General features: G+C 59.9%; 17 protein-coding genes. 6 read left to right on the top strand and 11 right to left on the bottom strand.

Features of this window, described 5'->3' with window-relative positions:
* Positions 1-355: 355 nt before the first annotated feature.
* On the bottom strand, positions 356-1,138 hold the full coding sequence (locus GTP46_RS09505; RefSeq protein ID WP_161006393.1) for a hypothetical protein: 783 nt from the start codon (positions 1,136-1,138) through the stop codon (positions 356-358).
* A gap of 429 nt (positions 1,139-1,567) precedes the next feature.
* Here GTP46_RS09505 and GTP46_RS09500 point away from each other — a divergent pair, with 429 nt between their 5' ends.
* Positions 1,568-2,566 carry a phage exclusion protein Lit family protein gene (locus GTP46_RS09500; protein ID WP_161006392.1) on the top strand — a complete coding sequence of 333 codons (999 nt, stop codon included), beginning with the start codon at positions 1,568-1,570 and terminating at the stop codon, positions 2,564-2,566.
* A complete protein-coding gene (locus GTP46_RS09495; protein ID WP_161006391.1) occupies positions 2,563-3,216 on the top strand; it encodes a hypothetical protein in 654 nt (217 codons plus the stop codon). The genes GTP46_RS09500 and GTP46_RS09495 overlap by 4 nt, the downstream gene beginning before the upstream one ends.
* Here the strand turns inward: GTP46_RS09495 and GTP46_RS09490 are convergent.
* Together GTP46_RS09490 and GTP46_RS09485 are read right to left on the bottom strand one after the other, a co-directional pair.
* Entirely contained in the window at positions 3,213-3,788 is a 576-nt protein-coding gene (locus GTP46_RS09490; protein ID WP_161006390.1) for a hypothetical protein, read from the bottom strand. The genes GTP46_RS09495 and GTP46_RS09490 overlap by 4 nt on opposite strands.
* Positions 3,788-4,621, bottom strand: coding sequence for a bis-aminopropyl spermidine synthase family protein (locus GTP46_RS09485; protein WP_161006389.1), 834 nt, complete (start codon positions 4,619-4,621; stop codon positions 3,788-3,790). The genes GTP46_RS09490 and GTP46_RS09485 overlap by 1 nt, the downstream gene beginning before the upstream one ends.
* Before the next feature lie 616 nt (positions 4,622-5,237).
* Here GTP46_RS09485 and GTP46_RS09480 point away from each other — a divergent pair.
* From GTP46_RS09480 to GTP46_RS09470, 3 genes are all read left to right on the top strand, one after another.
* Positions 5,238-5,558, top strand: a complete 321-nt coding sequence (locus GTP46_RS09480) for a metalloregulator ArsR/SmtB family transcription factor (RefSeq protein WP_161006388.1) — start codon at positions 5,238-5,240, stop codon at positions 5,556-5,558.
* Complete coding sequence (locus GTP46_RS09475) at positions 5,555-5,959, top strand: hypothetical protein (RefSeq protein WP_161006387.1); 405 nt, start codon at positions 5,555-5,557, stop codon at positions 5,957-5,959. The genes GTP46_RS09480 and GTP46_RS09475 overlap by 4 nt, the downstream gene beginning before the upstream one ends.
* 62 nt (positions 5,960-6,021) lie before the next feature.
* Positions 6,022-7,806 (top strand): alpha/beta hydrolase family protein, encoded by a 1,785-nt coding sequence (locus GTP46_RS09470; RefSeq protein ID WP_161006386.1) that lies wholly within the window; start codon positions 6,022-6,024, stop codon positions 7,804-7,806.
* Here the strand turns inward: GTP46_RS09470 and GTP46_RS09465 are convergent.
* The 4 genes from GTP46_RS09465 to GTP46_RS09450 all read right to left on the bottom strand — a co-directional run bounded on the left by GTP46_RS09465 (position 7,760) and on the right by GTP46_RS09450 (position 15,509).
* On the bottom strand, positions 7,760-8,440 hold the full coding sequence (locus tag GTP46_RS09465; RefSeq protein ID WP_161006385.1) for a Fe2+-dependent dioxygenase: 681 nt from the start codon (positions 8,438-8,440) through the stop codon (positions 7,760-7,762). The two genes, GTP46_RS09470 and GTP46_RS09465, sit on opposite strands and share 47 nt — an antisense overlap.
* Before the next feature lie 73 nt (positions 8,441-8,513).
* Positions 8,514-10,838: a catecholate siderophore receptor Fiu gene (locus GTP46_RS09460; protein WP_161006384.1), complete on the bottom strand. Its 2,325-nt coding sequence runs from the start codon at positions 10,836-10,838 to the stop codon at positions 8,514-8,516.
* A gap of 156 nt (positions 10,839-10,994) precedes the next feature.
* Positions 10,995-14,645 (bottom strand): response regulator, encoded by a 3,651-nt coding sequence (locus GTP46_RS09455; RefSeq protein WP_161006383.1) that lies wholly within the window; start codon positions 14,643-14,645, stop codon positions 10,995-10,997.
* Positions 14,646-14,762: 117 nt separating this feature from the next.
* Positions 14,763-15,509, bottom strand: a complete 747-nt coding sequence (locus tag GTP46_RS09450) for an alpha/beta fold hydrolase (RefSeq protein WP_161006382.1) — start codon at positions 15,507-15,509, stop codon at positions 14,763-14,765.
* 180 nt (positions 15,510-15,689) lie between these two features.
* Here GTP46_RS09450 and fnr point away from each other — a divergent pair, with 180 nt between their 5' ends.
* On the top strand, positions 15,690-16,448 hold the full coding sequence (fnr, locus tag GTP46_RS09445) for a fumarate/nitrate reduction transcriptional regulator Fnr (protein ID WP_161006381.1): 759 nt from the start codon (positions 15,690-15,692) through the stop codon (positions 16,446-16,448).
* Here fnr and GTP46_RS09440 read toward each other — a convergent pair.
* From GTP46_RS09440 to GTP46_RS09425, 4 genes are read right to left on the bottom strand one after another with little or no spacing between them, the layout of a single operon-like run.
* Positions 16,445-16,942: a FixH family protein gene (locus GTP46_RS09440; RefSeq protein WP_161006380.1), complete on the bottom strand. Its 498-nt coding sequence runs from the start codon at positions 16,940-16,942 to the stop codon at positions 16,445-16,447. The two genes, fnr and GTP46_RS09440, sit on opposite strands and share 4 nt — an antisense overlap.
* 9 nt (positions 16,943-16,951) lie before the next feature.
* On the bottom strand, positions 16,952-18,337 hold the full coding sequence (gene ccoG, locus GTP46_RS09435; protein ID WP_161006379.1) for a cytochrome c oxidase accessory protein CcoG: 1,386 nt from the start codon (positions 18,335-18,337) through the stop codon (positions 16,952-16,954).
* Positions 18,334-19,275, bottom strand: a complete 942-nt coding sequence (ccoP, locus tag GTP46_RS09430) for a cytochrome-c oxidase, cbb3-type subunit III (protein ID WP_161006378.1) — start codon at positions 19,273-19,275, stop codon at positions 18,334-18,336. Before ccoP ends, ccoG begins: the two co-directional genes overlap by 4 nt.
* Positions 19,268-19,432: a CcoQ/FixQ family Cbb3-type cytochrome c oxidase assembly chaperone gene (locus GTP46_RS09425; protein ID WP_161006377.1), complete on the bottom strand. Its 165-nt coding sequence runs from the start codon at positions 19,430-19,432 to the stop codon at positions 19,268-19,270. The genes ccoP and GTP46_RS09425 overlap by 8 nt, the downstream gene beginning before the upstream one ends.
* Between the last annotated feature and the right edge of the window lies 1 nt (position 19,433).

Raw genomic sequence — 19,433 nt, 5'->3', positions numbered from 1 at the left:
CAATCCAACGATTGTCGAGCTTCACCGGGGAAGTTGTCTTCAACCTATTTCTGAACCCCTAGTCCCGCGACTAGGAACCTTATATTTGTAGGGTCGCAAGACCATCGCCACCACTCAATATTTCGGAATGCAACCGCCTGAGCGCAGCCATGTTTTCAGGGGCATCAGACTACGTGCCGAGACTTGTTGATTTTAGCTAATTTGCCCTTATTTGCTGGACAGCAAATAAGGCGATTTTGCCAAATTTAGACTTGCTAGCAATTTGCACGAGCTAGTCCCCACCGTTGGAACTAAGGTAATAAAATCGGGAGAAAGCTACATTAACCAGGTGTGATCTGGGTTGCGCTATGTCGATTTAGCTCTCAAGAGCAAAGAGATCTTCTCCCATCGCTAACTCAGCCTGAGTACGAGCGGCTTTCCTTACTTTAGCGGCGAGGGTTGCCCATTCAGATGCAGATGCGGCAGCGCATGCCTGGTTATAGAGCTCATTGATGGGGCCCTGCACCACGACTGGATTTACCAACTTCAGAAATCCCTGTCCGTGTAATGCAGCTCGAAATGCCACCCTGTATGGAGCTTCCCCGGCAACGACGCAATCGCTGCCACCATACCGAACCATCGACGTTACCTGCGACGCACCGATCGGGTTACTGCTTGCCAGATTGCGCGCGCAGGTGGAGTAAATAAAGTCATCCACATCGCTGGCGCTAAGACTACGATCGCTATGACATAAAAGGGCGTAGTGGCTTCGTTTGTTGGCGCCTCCGCGGCTGGTGATTAGCAGATGTTCTGGAAGCGGTGCGACGCAGCCATTGCTCTCAATGTAATTGAGCCAAAGAACTGTCTCGGAAGGTGCCACATCGATCTGCTTTGGAGCGCTTTTCATTGGCGTGAAAATCACATCAACCTTACCAGTTGGACTCAACTGTCTAGCCAACGCGACGCCTCCGCCCAGAGAGCTACCGATCCCCCATGCAAATACGCCACCGCCAGCCATGCGCTCCAACTCCTTGCGCTTGAGGATGGCCTCAAGCGTTTGCCCAGCCTCAGTCCCCATCTTCGTCCAGCAGAAGATGTCAGGAATGGAATCTTGGGATAGTTGTCGGCCTATTGCTGACTCGTTCAAGGGATCGAACATAGCGGCCTCAAATGTGCATAATATTTGGTATTATATAAAAATATGCACAAAACGCAAGCGACATGGAGTAACACCAGGACCCAATTGAATGAGGCGTTGGCCTCGTACGCCGGTACGCCAACAGAGCTTTCTAAAGCTAGCGGAGTGAACTTTTATGCTGCTCGTAGGTTCCTAATAAATGGAGCAACTAGCCGGGGTGAAAATGCGTTGCTGCTGTGTGCATATTTCGGTGTGGATGTGCATAAAAATGCACGCAATGAGGGCGAAATGCTCAATAACCTGTGCAAGTTGATAGGCGAGGTTTGGGACGGTACTCTCCCTCATGCCGCGCTGTTGGCAGAGCTGATTAATAGCACCCGCTCGTATACTATTAAGGAACGTCGGCACGAGGATTGATGAGGGCGTATTTTTGCACCTAAGGAGGCTCTGTTGGCAAACAACGCGGATGAATTTCGGATACGCCTGGCTAAATCTACTGGGCTGACAGACTCTGCCATACGTGCGGCCTGGCCAGAATGGTGGAGTGAGGCAGCTGATGCTTCGCCTTCTGCTCAAGCTGAGTTGCGTTTCTCTCTTGCTCGCAACCTCGGTCTGGATCCCGTTACCGTGCTGGACGATCAGTTCCCCAAGTTCATCTGGGACGATTCAGCAAAGTACAAAAGCTTTAAAGGGGACGATGAACGTGACAAGCCTGCCATTACGGCATTCGGCAAGTCCGTCACGCGAATGCTAGTCAAATCTGTTGCCCAGGCAAGGCCTCTTGTCGGAATGCCCGCCTCGCAACTCCGGCAGTCCATTTTGCGCAACAACCAGTACGTTGGTCTTATAGAGCTCCTCGCTACGCTATGGGCGGTCGGAGTGCCGGTTCTTCATCTGCGAGTTTTTCCTTTGCCGGCAAAGCGCATGAGCGCGATGGCTACCAGTTTCCAGGATCGACATGCAATCCTCTTGGCAAAAGATTCGACATACCCAGCGGCGATTGCTTTTAACGTTGCACATGAGATCGGCCATATCGCCTGTGGTCATGTGACTGCTGGCTCCGCGCTGATTGATATGGACCATGATGGTGTCCCGCAAGAACAGGACGGAGAAGAGCTTGAAGCAGATAAGTATGCGTTGGAGCTGCTAACGGGAGACCCAGAATTTCAGATTGAAAAGCAGGGGCAAGGTCGTAGCGCCCGTGACCTTGCTAAGCAGGTACTCGCAGCTGGGCCAGAGATGCGTATTGAGCCAGGCACAATGGCCTTGTGCTATGGATTCGCCACCGGAGAGTGGCCTACGGCACAAGGAGCACTGGGCCATATTTATGACAATGCCATCCCAGCATGGGAGGTGGTCAACAAGATCGCCATGCAACAGATGGATTGGACAAAACTGTCTGATGAGAGCACCCATTTCCTAAAAGCAGTCATGGGAGCACCAGCATGAGCGGCGCATTAATCGATACAGATATCTTGCTTAAAACTGCGTCGTATCAGTTACTCAAACAGCTCCTCTTGACTGCCCCATTCGGAATCGAGAGTCCCGCTATGATTGGCGCCGCCCAGTTTGTGGTTACGGGAAAGTTGAAGAGGAAGCTCAAAGGCGATCTAGAAGTGGCGGCCAAGGCGCACTTCCTCGAAGCCATTCAGTCGATCGCTGCAGTGGAGCCAACGCCATCGGAACTGCAACTAGCTGCCAAGCTCGAAAGCGCCGCCCTTACGTTGGGAGTCGACCTCGACATTGGAGAAAGTCAGCTATGCGCGTTGATGTACACGCGCGGTATCGGCTTGATGATGACAGGTGATAAGCGTGCTATCAAAGCCATCTCAACCCTGAATCACGAGGATCCGTGTGCCTATGTCCACGGAAAGGTGGCATGCCTGGAACAGCTTATTCTGTGGATGATAGATCACGCTGGGATTGGCGCAGTGCAGGCTCCTGTATGTGCGGTGCCGGCAGTCGACACCAGCTTGACGATGGCCTTGGGATGCAACTCTGGTGGAAGCTCCGAGCCATCGTGTCGAGAGGGGCTGGCAAGCTACATCAACAACATCAAAGCGAGCGCTCCTGACGTTCTGGTGCCCTATCCAGGCTAGTTCTTCAAAAAAACAGCGTAGGGATTGCACAACTCAGCGACTAGATCAATCTGCACGAATTTCTCGTCAGGCGCCGGCGGAATATCGACCCCTTCCTCCAGCTCCAGGCACGCCTTGTCTACGCGCCCATTGATATATTTAAGTCCAGACATGCCTTTGCTATTGCCGATCGCTACTGCTGATTTCCCCAACGGTAGAACGAGCTTCTCGCGGCGAAGCTCCTTGATCGCTAAGGCATACCTTGATCCTAAAACATTAATCTCTTTGGGCACCTTCTCCCAGTCAGCGCCGTCTACCGAGTAGTACTCGGCGCGTACGGGATCTGCAAAGTGATTGGACTTCATCTCGTTCATGCACAAGATCACTTTTTCCCCACGCCCCTCACGTTCGGTGACAAATGGCTGAACCTTGGTAGTCGGATGGCAGGTGTTGCCGCCGTAACCCCACAAAGCGAATCCAGCCTCTTTAATTTCCTTTGTCTTGCGCTCGATAATGTCCTCAAGCGATTCCTGAGCGTGGACTCCCACTTTCATAAACAGGATGCCGCGGTTCGGCACAATGATGTCACCCATTATTTGCCCTCCTCAGCGAATTCCTCGTAGCGGTACTCATCTTCGTTTGCCTTGCCATAATCGACGCGTCTTTTCTCTCGCACATAGCGAATCTTGATTTTGCGATCCTTGCCGTAAAAGTTTTCCAGCCTCGCAGGATCGTCGATCGGGGCCGAGCTCGTGATGGGAGTGAGCTCTGGCAACGACTTGATCATCAGGTTGCATGAGCGTAGCGTAGGGTTGTCGTCCAAATGATATTGATGAACCTTCGAGGCCATGCGCTGGACGAAAAATCCAGATGATAGAGCGAACTTCTGGACCTCAGAGAGAACCACCTGCGGCCAAGCCAGCTCATGGTCATCGGCGATGACAATCATTCCCTCGCCCTTGTTACCGACAGCCTCCATCCCCCGTTGGGAAAATACGTTGACGCTCGCCCCACCGTTGCTCGCCCCCCACGGCGGATTGGTGTAGAAGCAATCAAACTCACTTACGTCTGGAAATGCCTCCAGAACGTTGTAAAGGGTCGAGTCGAGGCTATCAATGCGCTCCCTGTCCGCGAAGCGCTTGATTGCATTGCAGATACGCTCGTCGAAGTCGAAGACTTGGATTTTCGAGGGACCGTACGGCAGAATCTTGCTGTGCATGAGGAACGCGACGCTGACGCTGATAGCGTCACCGTCACCGATGAACGCCAGCCGTTTTCCATTAGCCCATTTGGCCACAATCTCGCTCTGAAGAACCATGTCGCCGGTCTTCATGTAAATCTGATCCATTTCGCGCAAGGGACGCGGGCGATTTTGAACCACATCAGAAATCGCGTTGATTGCTGCTTTGAGATCGATCTCTGCCATTCGGCTCTCCTGGCTAGAAGTTACACCTAACAGTAGTGACGAAACAATTAACTCAAGCAAATAGTAGCTGATCTTTATGCTAACTGGCCAGCATCAGCACGTAACTCGCATAATGCTATCTAGAACCTGCTAAATCCCAGAAGATGTGAGAAGGACGCAAAATCATTTGTCCGTAGCTTCCGCATCCGGATTGGATGGGAATGCAGTGGACACCAATATGGTCCCTTTAACCGCGGCCGAGGGAGGTGGTATGGATAAAGTTGAATCATCGCACAATGAGCCGATCAGGCAGTCCGCAGCAGCTTACGTCCGCATGTCGCGAGCGACGCAGAACCACTCCGTCCAGCATCAGCTGGATGCGATCCAGAAATATGCGGCGGGAAAAGGGGGTTGACTATTTTGTAGTGTCAAACTTTATTACTGCAAGATTTTGAGGTCAAAGTGGCCAAACTAGTTCAGTGTCAAACTATATTCTTTTGGCTCTTACCCGTTCAATGACTTAAGTTATTGATTTTTAAAGGCCTCAAGTGTCACGCTTTATTCCGCGTACACAAATGCCGGGGTGGTGTTGAAACAGGCGTTGACATTAGTTAGATGATTAGCTAATAATGGAAGCATGAGCGAAATCTTTAAAGCACTGGCTGATCCGACCCGGCGCAAGGTGCTGCAACTGCTGCAGCGCGGGCCGATCGGGGCGGGCGAGCTGGCACAACAATTCGACGTCTCCAAGCCCACCATGTCGGCGCACTTCGCGGTGCTGATCGCTGCCGGACTCATCGATGCTGAAAAGCAGGGGCGCACCATTACCTACCGTCTGCGGATGTCGGTACTGGAGGAGGCCTTGCTGGGTTTTGCCGAGGTCTTCGGGATACAACTCATGCGCAAGCAAGCCGAGCCGGCGGCGCCGGACCCACCTACAAGGAAAGGCAAATCATGACGCAGCCCTCACCCAAGTCCGCCCAGCTGGTCCGCGCGCTGATTTACGCCGCGCTGCTACTCGGCATGGCCGCATTGGTCAGGTTTTACTGTTCAGACACACCCAGCCCTGAATGGACGCAGCGTCTGTTTGGCGTACTGACCGGGTGTGCGGTCATCTGGTACGCCAACAAAGTTCCCAAAGCCCTGCTGCCGCTGGCGTATCTGCGCTGCGATCCGGCAGTCGAACAGTCGCTGCGCCGCGTTTGCGGATGGAGCTTGCTGCTGGGGGGGCTGGGCTACGTTATAGCTTGGCTGGCAGCCCCGATTGCATGGGCCTATCTGGCGGCCGCAGCAGCACTGGGCAGCGCCCTGTGCGTATTTCTGTTGTGCCTGGCCTGGCGTTGGGGCCGGCGTAGTTAGCCCCTCTTAGCTTCCTGTTTCACCGTAGCGCTTGACGATCCTTAACCTGTTCGGAGGTTTTGATGATGACGCTTTGCCGGTTACTTTGTATCCTCGCTGCTTGCGTGCTGACGGCTTGGGCCGCTGCAGCGCCACCGCCGCCGTCTGGCAACTGGCATGGCCAGCTTGCCACGCCAGCCGGCAAGCTGACTTTGCTGGTGAATATCAGAAGCAGTCCGGATGCCAGCCTCAGCGGCGATCTGGAAAGCATCGACCAGGCGCCCGGCCAGAAAATCCCGCTGGCGGCGGTGACTGCAGCGGCAGACCGCCTGGCGTTCGCGGTGCCAGCCATCGGTGCATCGTACGAAGGTCGCTGGCAGGATGACCAGCAGGCTTGGGTCGGTGTATTCAAACAGTCCATCGCATTCCCGCTGACGCTGCGCGCAGGCCTGCCGCCGGCCAAACCCGGCATCGCGGGCATGGACGGACAGTGGCGCGCTTTACTAGTGCGCGACAACGCCAGCTTGCACTTGATCTTGCATGTTGCGACCAGCCAGGGCGCCACCCACGTCACCCTGGACTCGCCGGACTTGGGCGCATTCGGCCTGGTGGTCGAGCGCTTTGAGCGCGATGGCGACAGCGTGCGTTTCGAGATTCCGGCCGCCAGCGTGCGCTTCGTCGGCAAGCTCGATGGCGAACGACGGCAACTGCAAGGTCAGTGGACTCGCCAGGGCCTGGCGCCGGCCACGGTGCAGTTTGAGCGCGACGCCACTGAGGCCGCGCCACAGGCCCGCTCGCAATGGCCGCTGCCATCCATCCCGTATCGCTCCGAAGACTTGTGCTTTCCCAATCCGGACGCCGCCGGTGTGGTGCTGGCGGGCACGCTGACGCTACCGCAAGGCGCGGGACCTTTCGCCGCCGCGATTTTAATTAGCGGCTCTGGTCCGCAAGACCGCGATGAAACCATGTACGGCCACAAGCCTTTCGCGGTGCTGGCGGACGCGCTGACCCGGCGCGGCATTGCTGTGCTGCGCTATGACGACCGTGGTTACGCCGGCTCCAGCGGCAGCTTTGAGCAGGCCACGTCGGCCGATTTTGCGAGCGACGCCAGCGCTGCGGTGGGTTATCTGCTGGGGCGCGCCGAGATTGACCGCCATGCCATCGGCTTCATCGGCCACAGCGAAGGCGGCATGGTGGGGCCGCTAGCGGCCGTCGACAATGCCAGCGTGGCGTTTGTGATTTTGCTGGCTGGTCCCGGCGTTGGCATCGATCAGCTGCTGCTGTCGCAGCGGCGTCTGGCGGCACTGGCGCAGGGTGTGGCGCCGGCGCAGGTCGCGTCTCAGGAAGTGATCTGGCGCGACCTGTTCCAGCTAGCGCGCAGCACAGCGGACGGCGAGGACCGCGCGCGCCGCGTGCAACAACGGCTCACGCCCGAGATGGCGCAAGCGCTGGGCCTGAGCGCGGCGCAGTGCGCGCAACTGGAACAGCAGCTGCGCAGCGCCTGGATGCATTATCTGCTCAACTATGAGCCGGGCGCGATACTGGCCCGCATCCACGTGCCGGTGCTGGCATTGAATGGTACGCTCGACCAGCAGGTGGCGGCCAGCGCCAACCTGGCGGCGATCCGCATGGCCCTGGCCAGCAATCCCGACGCTACCGTCGAGGAGCTGCCCGGCCTGAATCACCTGTTCCAGCCGGCGATCACCGGCGCGGTGGGAGAATACGCCCGGATCGAGACTACCTTGGCAACGCCAGCGCTGGACACCATCACCGCCTGGCTAACGGAGCGCTTCGTCCGCGCGGATGACCGTTGCGCAGGTTTTACACCTCACTCCATTGCCGCAGCAGGTTGTGGTAGTGGCCGGTGAGGCCGACCATTTCCGGGCCGTCGCCGAGGCGCGCGCGCAGGCTCTGGATGTTTTGATCGAGCTCCAGCAGCATGCCACGCCGCATATCGTCGCGCACCATGCTCTGGGTCCAGAAGAAGGAACAGATGCGCGCCCCGCGCGTCACCGGCTGCACCCGGTGGATGCTGGTCGACGGGTACAAAATTAAATCGCCGGCCGGCAGTTTGACCTCGTGCTCACCATACTGGTCGGTGACGATCAGCTCGCCGCCGTCATACTCTTCCGGATCGCTTAAAAACAAGGTCGACGACACATCGGTGCGCACCCACTGGTTGCTGCCGGGGATGCGGCGCATCGAGCCATCCACGTGCGCGCCGTAGTGCTCGCCGCCGGCGTAGCAGTTGAATAGCGGCGGGATGGTGCGCAGCGGCAGCGCGGCCGAGAAGAACAGCGGGCTGTTGCCCAGCGCCTGCAGCACAATCTGACCCAGCTCCTGCGCCAGCGGCGAAGTTTCCGGCAGCTGGCGGTTCTGCTTGACCTTGGCGCCCTGCGTGCCCACCGTCGCGCGCCCGTCCACCCATTGCGATTCCTCCAGCCGGCGGCGCATCTCGGCCACCTGTTCACGCGTTAATACGCCGGGGATGTGCAGCATCATGATCAATCTCTCCTAAACGAAAAAGCCCCGCCGGTGAGGGCGGGGCCAGCATACCGGAATCGGGGACCGGTGCTTAGAACTTGAAGTTCGCGGTTACGCTGGCCGAACGCGGTGCGCCCGGGGTGTAACGATAACCCGACTTGTTGATCGCTTGCACGTAATCTTTGTCGGTCAGGTTGTAGACGTTCAGGCGCAGGTCGACGTGCTTGTTGATCGGGTACGACGCCATGGCGTCGAATACCCAGTACGAATCAGCGTAAGCCGGGGTGCCGACGGCGCCGTCGGTGCCACGCAGCAGCTTGTCGCTGAAGCGGGCGCCGCCGCCAACTTGCAGGCCGAACGGCAGGGTGTACGACGACCACAGGGTGAACGATTGCTTAGGCGTGTAGCTCAGCTGGTTCTCGCCCAGAGCGGTCACCACCTTGCCTGATTCCACGCTGGTGCTCTGGTGCACGTAGCCTGCGCTAACCAGCCATTTCGGCAGGATCTCGCCGGTCAGGCCCAGTTCGATACCTTGCACGCGTTTTTTACCGTTCTGGTAGTACACGGCCGGGTTGGTCGGATCCACTTCGATCTCGTTTTTCACTTCGGTACGGAACGCCGCTGCCGAGAACGACAGTTTCTGTTTCAGCAGATCCCACTTGGTGCCTAGCTCGTAGTTGGTGGTGGTTTGCGGATCGTAGTTCGGGTTGGCGGCGCTGTTGGCGGCGCTGCTCAGGGTGAAGGTGGTGCCGCCAGGAGGCGCTTTCGAGCTGGCCACCAGGCCGTACACGCTGCTGTCCGCAGTTGGTTTGTAAGCCACCGACAGTTTGCCGTTGACCAGGTTGTCGCCGCTGTCGAAAGCAGTGCCCAGCAGGGTGCCGACCGGGATGGTCTGCACCTGGCCGGCCGCTACCGCTGCTTGCACGGTGACCGCGTTATAGGTGGTGTTGTAATGGTCGATGCGCACGCCGCCGTTGACGATCCACTTGTCGCCGAACTTGGCGGTGTCAAACAGGTAGATGCTTTCGGTGGTGGTGGTGCCGGTGCCGCGTGCGCCGTTGCGGGCGTAGGTGACGTTCACAGCCGCATTCGGATTCGGGTTGTAGATGCTGGTCGGCGGCAGGCTGGTGCCATTGGTGGCGGCCCAGGTGTAGTTGCTTTGCTTCTCGTTGGTGAACTCGATACCGCCTACCAGGGTGTGCTTGACGGCGCCGGTGGTGACATCGGCGGTCAGGGTGGTCTGGTTGGCGACGATTTCGTTGACCTGGTCCTTGAAGGTCAGGTTGGTGCGCTTCATGCTCCAGGTGGACGGATCGGCGGCGTTCGGGGTCACCAGGTTGGCGGTGGTGGCCATGAACGAGGTCAGCAGGTAGTTTTCGGTGGTGCGGCCGTAGCGGCTGGTGTTGACCAGCTTGGCGCCACCGGTAAAGTCGTGCTCAATCTTCAGGGTGACCATGTCGGCTTTGACATCGTCGTGGTCCAGCGAGGAACCGTAGAAGTTCTTCGGATTGACGCGCGGCGCGTTGGTCAGGAACGGACGGGTAGCGTCTGGCGAGGTGTAGCCTGGCAGGCCGATGGTCAGCACACCGCCGTCAGGGATGTTGTTTTGCTTAACGTGCAGCAGGTCCAGGTAGACCCGGGTGGTGCCGTTCAGGCCGTAAGCCAGCGATGGCGCGATGGCCCAGCGCTTGTTCTTGATGACGTCGCGCGCCGGGTTGCCGCTGTCCTGGTCCAGTACGTTCAGGCGGAAAGCGCTGCCGCTGGCGGCGTCCAGCACGGTGTTGAGGTCGGCGGTAGCGCGCTTTTGCTGGCCGCTGCCGAAGGTGACCGAGCCCTGGTAGGCTTCTTCCAGCAGGGGCTGCTTGGTGACCAGGTTGATTGAGCCGGTAGGCGAGGAACGGCCGTTGTCGGTGCCGGCCGGGCCTTTCAGCACGTCGATTTGTTCGATGTTGAAGGTGTCGCGGGCAATCGAGCCGATGTCGCGCACGCCGTCCACGTAGATGCTGCCGGACGCGTCGAAACCGCGCATGTAGATGGCGTCGCCGGTGTTGGTGGAACCGTTTTCGCCCAGGAAGAAGGCGCCCACGCCCGGGGTGTTGCGCAGCGCTTCAGCCAGCGTCACGGCGCCCTGCTGTTCGATCAGCTCTTTCTTGATGACGGTCAGGGTCTGGGCGGTGTCGACCAGTTTCTCGGTGTACTTGGCGGAAGAAGCACGTTCGGCTTTGAAGTCGTTCTCGCGGCTGGCGCTCACTTGTACTTCTTGCAAGGTCTGCGGCTTGGCGGCATCCACGGCGTCCGGGGCGGCAGCGGCTTCGGCCGCGTGGGCGGCCACCGGCAGCAGCATGGCAGCCAGCGCTGCGCTCATGTGTTGGTTAAAGCGCGTCTGCGCATGTTTGCGACTTTTAATCATTGCCATGTGCTTCTTTCTGTAAAGGAGACGTAAAAATATTGGGAAAGATTGTAACAATAAAAACGCGTAACGTAAATGCGAATTATTATCAATATGATTTATAAAATGCAGGCGAGCGCGGACAGGCGTTGTAGAAACGCCAAAAAAGGAGGGGAAAACGAGTTAGGATTGCTCGCGTTCGAGCCAGGCGCGGGCTTGGGCCAGGGTCTGTTCCAGCTCGGTGCGGACGGTGCGGTAGCGCTCGTCGAGTTCGTCGTCGCGCTGGCTGTGGATGGCCTCTTCTGCCTCCATGGTGGCCTGGATCAGGCGCTTGGCGCCCAGCACGCCGACCGCGCCGCGCAGGCTGTGGAAGGCACGGGCAGCGTCGCGCAGCCGGCCTTCCTGCAGCGCCAGAGCGGCCTGGTCGAGCGGTTCCATGCCACCGTCGATGGCGCCGCGCACCATCTTGAACATGGCGGCGCGGCCTTTGGCGTCCTTGCCCATGACGCGCATCAGGCCGTCCATATTGAAGATGGCGGCTTCACCGGTGGGCATCGGCGAGCTGACCAGCTTGGGTGGCGGGGCGGACGATATTGAGATCGGCGGGCTCAGCGGCACGGCTTCGCGCGGGGCGAATACCGCTGCTTGGGTCGGCGCTGGTACAGATGCTGGTGCAGCAGCAGGCGGCACAGCGGCCGCAGCCATCGACGCCAGCAAATCGTCCTCGCTCGGCAGCGGCGCTGGCACGGGCGGCGTGATCGCCGGCGGCATGACTGGCTGGGCCGGCTGCGGCAAGTGCTTGCGTAACACCGCCAGCATTTCATCCACCTCGATCGGCTTGGGAATAAAGTCGGTGATGCCGGAATCGCGGCTGCGCTCGCGCTCGGACTCCAGCACGCCGGCCGTCATGGCGATAATTGGCAGCGCCAGTTTGAGTTCGTCGCGCAGGATGCGGGTGGCGGTAAAGCCGTCCATCACCGGCATTTGCATATCCATCAGCACCATGTCGTATTCGCCGGCGCGCTCGCGCATGAGGTCGACCGCCTGCCGGCCGTCACCGGCAATGTCCAGCGTGGCGCCCGCATGTTCGAGGATGCCGCGCGCTACCGCCTGATTCAGCAAGTTGTCTTCCACCAGCAGGAAATGGATGTCGGCCAGTGACCCAACGATGCCCGGCTCGTTGGCGGTTTGCGGATCGGCTTCGCCCTGCGTCACCAGCGCCTGGTGCAGCGCATCGAACAGGTTGGAGCTGGTGATCGGCTTGACCAGCACCACATCCGCCTCCGGCGCGTGCGAGATTTCCTCGATGCGGTCGCGGGCGAAGGCGTTCAGCATCACCACGATGGGCTGCGGCCGGCCGTTAGCGGCGGCGCGGATGCCCTTGGCCGTGGCCAGTCCGTCCATGCCGGGCATGTGCCAGTCGGCCAGCACCACGTCGTACGGCTGCTGGTGCTCGATGCTCTGGCGGTAGCGCCGCAGCGCGGCCTCGCCCGAATCGACCTCGTCCGCTTGCCAGCCCCAGGCGCGGATCAGGCGCGCCACCAGCTCGCGGCTGGTGCGGTTGTCGTCGGCCACCAGCAGGCGCAGCTGGCCCAGCGCCGGCTTGCGGCGTTCATCGGTCTGGTCGGCCTGGATCTCAAACGGCAGGCTGTACCAGAAGGTCGAGCCCTGCCCCGGCCGACTGTTGACGGCAATCTGCCCGCCCATCAGTTCGATCAGCCGCTTGGTGATGGCCAGGCCCAGCCCGGTGCCACCAAAGCGCCGCGTGATGCTCTGGTCGCCCTGCGAGAAAGCGTTGAACAGCTGGCCCAGCTGGGCCTCGGTCATGCCCATGCCAGTGTCGCGCACCTCGAAGCGCAGCAGCGCGCTCTGTTCGTCGCGCGCGGTCAGCTGCACGCTCACCACCACCTCGCCCTGCTCGGTGAACTTGATGGCATTGCCCGCCAGGTTGATCAGGATTTGCTGCAGCCGCATCGAGTCGCCGCGCAGGCGGTTGGGAATTGCCGCGTCGACGCTGATGGCCAATTCCAGTTCCTTGTCGCCGGCGTTCATGGTCATCATGGTGGCCAGCGAATCCATCACATCGTTAAGCGCGAAATCAACCGGCGACAGCTCCAGCTTGCGCGCCTCAATCTTGGAGAAATCCAGCACGTCATTGAGGATGCCCAGCAGCGACTGGCCGGACACCCGCACCATGTTCAAATACTTGCGCTGCTGTGAAGTCAGCTGCGTATTGCCAAGCAGGTAGACCATGCCCAGCACCGCGTTCATCGGCGTGCGGATTTCATGGCTCATATTGGCCACGAAATCGCTCTTGGCGCGGTTGGCCGCTTGCGCGCGGTCGCGTTCGCGTTCCAGCTCAGTGGCGCGCTCTTCCACCTCGATGCGCAGGCGGTGGCGTTCGGTAATATCGGAAATCACCGCCAGCACCTTGGTGCCCTGGTCAGTGCGCACTGCGCTCAGGTTGACCTCGACCGGGAACTCGCTGCCGTCGCGGCGCAGGCCATACAGCACCTTGCCCTGCCCCATGCGTACCGGCTCGGCGCTCAGGCGGTCGGCAAAGAAGCGGTGGCGGTGGGTGGCGTGGGCGCCACGCAGCCGTTCCGGTACCAGGATTTCCAGCGGCTGGCCGAGCACCTCGTCGCGCTCGTAGCCGAAGCAGCGCTCGCCTTCGCGGTTGAAGGTTTCAATGCGGCCGTCCACACCGACCACCACTATCGTATTCGGGGCAAACTCGACCAGGCTTTGCAGGCGCGCATCAGCCGCCAGCCGTTCGTGCATCAAATCGTTGAAGGCTGAGGTCAGCTGGCCGACCTCGTCGCGCGCATGCACCGGCAGCGGCGTAAAGCGGGCCGGATCGGCGCGCAACGCGACGATGGCGTTGCGCAGCTTGATGAGTGGCGCCATCAGGCGCAAGATGAGTGCGCTGATCAGCAGCGCGGTCAGCACCGCCGCTACGCCGCTCCAGATCAGCACGCGCCGCAGCACGCCTTCAAATGGCTCAAATGCTTCGTCGGTGGGCAGGGAAGTTGCCAGCAGCCAGTCAACCGACTTCAGCTGCTTGTAGCTGTTGAGTGCGCGCTGGCCGGCGCTGGTGAGGCCGACCACCGTGCCTTCGAAGCCCTCTTCCAGCGCGCGCGTGGTGGCCGGATTGGCGTTGGCGGCACGCGGCTTGAGCAGGCGGCTGATGTCGGGATGCAGCACGTACACCGGCGTTTCATCACGCGTCAGCGCAAAGTAGTAGCCTGTGCGGCCGACCTTGGCGGTACGCAGGTGGCCCAGCAGATTGTCCTTGTACAGGCGCAGCACGCCGATCAGCACGCATACCACTTCGCCTTTGTCGTTCAGCACCGGCGCCACCATCTGCACGATGGGCTGCTTGTTGGCGCGGCCGATCAGCGGTTCCGTGATCAGCGGTTTGCGGGTGCGCATCACGGTTTTGAAATAAGCGCGGTCGGAGGCGTCGATGCCGACCCGGCCCGGCACCAGCGGCAAATCGGAAATCACCTTGCCCTGCGGGTTCATCACCAGCAAGTCATCGAACAGCGACAGCACGGCGCGGTTTTGATAGTAGTCGCGCAGCTTGTCTTCGGATGTGCTGAGGTCGGCGGGCTGGTTGCGTGCCGACAGCGCGATGATATCGAGCAGCATGGTCAGCTTGTCGTCCAGCTCCTGCGCGGCGCGGTTGACCAGTGCCGTCTGCTGCGTGAACAGCACCCGCGTGTAGTCTTCCTGCATGCGTTGGGTTTGTACCAGCGTGACCAGGCCGATCATCAGGACCGAGGTAATGCTGGTAGCGAGCGCGACTTTAGCCTTGATGCCGAGTGGCTTCATATCGTCCTTGATGTATGCATGGGCTGAATCGATTCTCCTATCAAAGGCTTACCTTGGCAAGAAAGAAAAAGCCAGCGTGCACAAGGCGCGCTGGCTTGCTTGCTGCATGCAACGAGATTAGTTGCGGGCGGCGGCCAGGATCACGTCAGCCACTTTGGCCGGCTGCGACACCATCGGCACGTGGCTGGTTGGCAGCGTGGTGGTGACGGCGTTGATTTTCTTGGCGAACGCTTGCTCCAGTTCCGGCGCAATCATGCGGTCTTTGCTAGCAACGATGTAGTAATTGGCTTTGTTCTTCCACGCGGCCACGGTAGTGGTTTCGCCGAAAGCTTTGACGGCGATCGGACCTTGGGTGGCGGCGATCAGCGACGCGGTGGCTGGCGACACGTCTTGTGCAAAGTTTTTAGCGACCGAGTCAGCCGGCAGCCAGGCGAAACCGCCGGCATCGACTTGCAGGCTGGCGATGCCAGCTGGCACGGCGTAGTCTTTGCCGAGGTTGCCGGTGGCTTCACCTTCCGACGGTGCAAACGCGGCCACGTAGACCAGCGCTTTGACTTTGTCGCTGGCGCCGGCCTGGGTGATCACGGTGCCGCCCCAGGAGTGGCCGACCAGGACCACTTTGCCGGTTTGCGCATCAATCACACGCTGGGTGGCGGCAACGTCGTCAGCCAGCGAGGTCAGCGGGTTCTGCACGGCGACTACTTTGTAGCCTTTGGCTTGCAGGATAGGAATCACCTTGTCCCAGCTGGAACCGTCGGCGAAGGCGCCGTGGACCAGCACGATGGTGGTGTCGTTGGCAGGCGCTGCGGCGTGAGCGAAAGCGGTGGCGGCCAGCAGGGCGGAAGCGATCAGGGTGCGTTTCATGGTAATTCCTTTCAGTGATTAGTTAGTGATTAAATCGTGTTCGATGAGTTGATGGGTGAACTATAGTGCACAACTCAATCGCACGCAACAGGTTTTTAAAAATATTTTTCAGCGCGTGAATACTTGATCGGCCGACTGCGGAATAGCCGCCCAAGGCGGCTGATCGGCTAAACTAGCCGGATGATACGAGAACTTCCTTCGCTGGTACTGCCAGGCGCTACCATCGACATCCTCAAGGCCAGCTGTGCTTCGTGCAGCATGCACCAGCTTTGCCTGCCGATGGGGCTGGACGACAATGACATGGAGCGGCTGGACCAGATCATCGGCCGCCGCCGCAAGGTAGCGCGCGGCGCTACCCTGTTCCGCATCGGTGACAATTTCCAGAACCTGTACGCGATCCGCCTAGGCCATTTCAAGACTTACCAGGTGAACCGCGAAGGCACGGAGCAGATCACCGGCTTCCAGATGGCCGGCGAGCTGCTGGGCATGGACGCCATCAGCGCCGATGAGCACCATTGCAGCGCCATCGCGCTGGAAGACAGCGAAGTGTGCGAAATCCCGTTCACCACTCTGCAACAACTGCTGGGCGAAATGCCAACCTTGCTGCGCCACTTCCACCGCATGATGAGCCAGGAAATCACGCGCGAGCAAAGCGTGATGCTGTTGTTGGGGAATATGCAGGCGACCCAGCGTTTTGCTGCCTTCCTGGTCAACCTGTCGTCGCGCTACGAAGCGCGCGGCTATTCGCCGACCACTTTCCAGCTGCGCATGTCGCGCGAGGAAATCGGCAATTATCTCGGCCTGACCATCGAAAGCATCAGCCGCCTGCTGTCCAGGTTCAAGAAAGAAGGCCTGCTGCGCGTCAGCAATCGCGAGATTGAATTGCTCGATCCGCGCCTGCTGAAGGCCATCACCGCCGGCACCGAAACCTGCGCTTAATCGGGTAGCAGCGCCACCCCGCGCTGCGCCGGATAAATCCACGAACCAGCGAGACGCCACTCGCGCTTCTGCCCTTCCACCAGTACGATCCAGCGGCTGCGTTCGAGCAGCGGCAGCCTGGCGCTAAAGGCGCCGTTCTCATCGGGCACCAGCACCAGCTTGATATCCTTCTCCGGCAGCGTGGCGTGCGACAAGTGCAGCAGCAGCGGGCCACTGTCCTTGCGGTTGATGCGTCCGCTTAGTGTGCCGGTGATGGCATCGTAACCGAGCGCTACCGACAAGCCCAGCTGCGAAGCCACATGGTCGCGCCGCAAATCCTGGTTGATGGCTTTGCCCTGCTTGTAGTAATCGCCGACCGCCAGCGCATCTGGCGCAGAGACGGCAAGGTAGCCGGCGTAAGTGCTGGCGACAATCACAATCGCGGGGCCAGCCATCAGCAGCCACGGCCAGCGCTGCTTCCACCACGGCGTGATTGGCATATTCAATGTGTGCATCAATACTCCTTAGCGCGGCACGATGAAGACCGCAGATTCCTTGACGTGCAGCGACGGATCGTCCACTGCGGTGAGCGTTATTGCTATCTTGTTCGAGCCCGGCTTGCCGACGCCACGCGCCGTCCGCAGGCGCACTGGATAGCCCTTGGTCTCGGTGGCTTCCACCGCTACGTGGTCCACCGTCACCTGCGCCAGCGTATCGAGGCCGCTGACTTCAATCTTGTACACATGCGCTTGCTCGGAGGTGTTCATGATCTGCAAGCGATAAACGTTTTCAATCATGCCGTCCTCTACCTCGCGTCCCATTGAGCCACGGTCGCGGATCACGTCCAGCTTGAGCGGTATGCGCAGGTACAGCGCGGCGCAGGTGGCCAGCACAATCAGAACGAGCACGGCGCTGTAAATTTTCACGCGTGGGCGCAAGGCGCGCAGGCGGATCTCGGTTGGCGTCAGATGGTCTTCCATGGCGCGCTCGGTGCTGTAGCGGATCAGGCCGGGTGGCTGGCCGGTCTTGTCCATCACCGTATTGCAGGCGTCCACGCAGGCGGCGCAGCCGATGCATTCGTATTGCAGACCCTTGCGGATGTCGATACCGGTCGGGCAAACCTGCACGCACATCGAGCAATCGATGCACGAGCCGCCGTGGCCGTTGGCGGTTTTCGACAGTGGGCCGCGCGGCTCACCGCGCTTGCTGTCATAGGTGATGATCAGCGTATCGCGGTCGAACATCGAGCTCTGGAAGCGGGCATACGGGCACATGTACTTGCACACCTGCTCGCGCATCCAGCCGGCGTTGCCGTAGGTGGCAAAGCTGTAGAAAACTACCCAAAACCATTCCCATGGGCCGAAGTTGAGCGTCGCCATCTCGCCCATCAAATGCGTGATTGGCGTGAAGTAGCTAACGAAAGTAAAGCCGGTCCACAGCGCCACCGCACCCCAAGCCAGGTGCTTGGCGGTTTTCTTGCCCAGCTTGCGCAACGAACGCGGCTGGCGATCCAGCGCAATACGCGCGCTGCGCTTGCCTTCTATCTTGCGCTCTATCCAAAGGAAGATTTCGGTGTACACCGTTTGCGGACAAGCGAAGCCGCACCACACGCGCCCCGCCACTGCCGTGGCGAGGAACAGCAAATAGGCGCTGATAATCAGCAGCGCCGCGAGGTAGATGAAGTCCTGCGGCCACAGCACCAGTCCAAAGATGTAGAACTTGCGCGCGCCCAGATCGAACAACAGCGCTTGCCGGCCATTCCACTGCAGCCATGGCGTGCAGTAGAACGCCAGCTGCGTCAGCCAAACGAACAGCCAGCGAAGGCGCGCGTAGCGGCCGTCGATCTCGCGCGGATAAATCTCCTCGCGCGCGGCGTACATCTTGATGACTTGGGGCTGCGGCGACTTCATTTTTCAGCGACCGGTGGCGGTACTTCGTGCGGATCGTTCGACAAGCTCCACACATAGGCAGCCAGCACGTGCACCTTGGCGTCGCCGAGGAAATCTTCAAACGCCGGCATGGTCGCGGTACGGCCCTTGCGGATGGTTTCCATAATGGTCTCGGCGCTGCCGCCGAACAGCCAGATCTTGTCGGTCAGGTTGGGCGCGCCCAGCACCGAGTTGCCTTTGGCATCCGCGCCGTGGCAAGCCATGCAGGCGCCGAACTTGCCTTTGCCGAATACGGCCTTGATCGGATCGTGCGTCGAATCGGACAAGCTCAGCACGTAATGGGCGACGTTTTCCACATCCTTGTCACCGCCAAGCGCCGCGCCCATCGGCGGCATGGCGCCGATGCGGCCGTGCAGAATGGTTTCCTTGATGGCTTCCGGCGTGCCGCCGAACAGCCAGTCCTTGTCGGTCAGGTTGGGGAAGCCCTTGTTGCCGCGCGCGTCCGAGCCGTGGCACTGCGCGCAGTAAGTCAGGAACAGGCGCTCGCCAATGGCGCGTGCTTGCGGATTGGAGGCCACCGCTTTCAGATTCTGCTGCTGGTACTGGGCGAACAGCGGGCCGAAATCGGCATCGGCTTTTTTCAGCTCGCTTTTATACTCGGCGCTGGAAGTCCAGCCCAGCTTGCCCGCGTAAGTGCCGAGGCCGGGATACAGGAAAAGGTAAGCGAGGCCGAACACGATGGTCAGGTAGAACAGCCACATCCACCAGCGCGGCATCGGCGTGTTCAGTTCGGTCAGGTCTTCGTCCCAGACGTGGCCGGTGGTCTCGGTCTTGCCGTCGGCGGTTTTGGCCAGCTTGACCCTGGACTGCGAGTACAGCAGCACGCCGCAGCCGAACACGCCTAGCAGCGTCAGCACGACGATGTACCAGTCCCAGAAGCCATTGGTGAAATCAGCCATGACGATCCTCCTCATCCGCGAAAGGCAGCGCGGCGGCGGCGGCGAAATCCGCTTCTTTGTGGCGCCCGTAAGCCCACCACAGGATGCCGGCAAAGGTGAGGAAAGAGACTACCGTCATCACGCTGCTGGCGTGGTCGAACAAAGTTTGCAGTGCCATG

The sequence above is a fragment of the Duganella flavida genome (assembly GCF_009857445.1).
GTDB lineage: Bacteria > Pseudomonadota > Gammaproteobacteria > Burkholderiales > Burkholderiaceae_D > Rugamonas > Rugamonas flavida.
The sequence above is the reverse complement of the archived record's forward strand: the minus strand, read 5'-3'. Positions and strand labels throughout refer to the sequence as shown.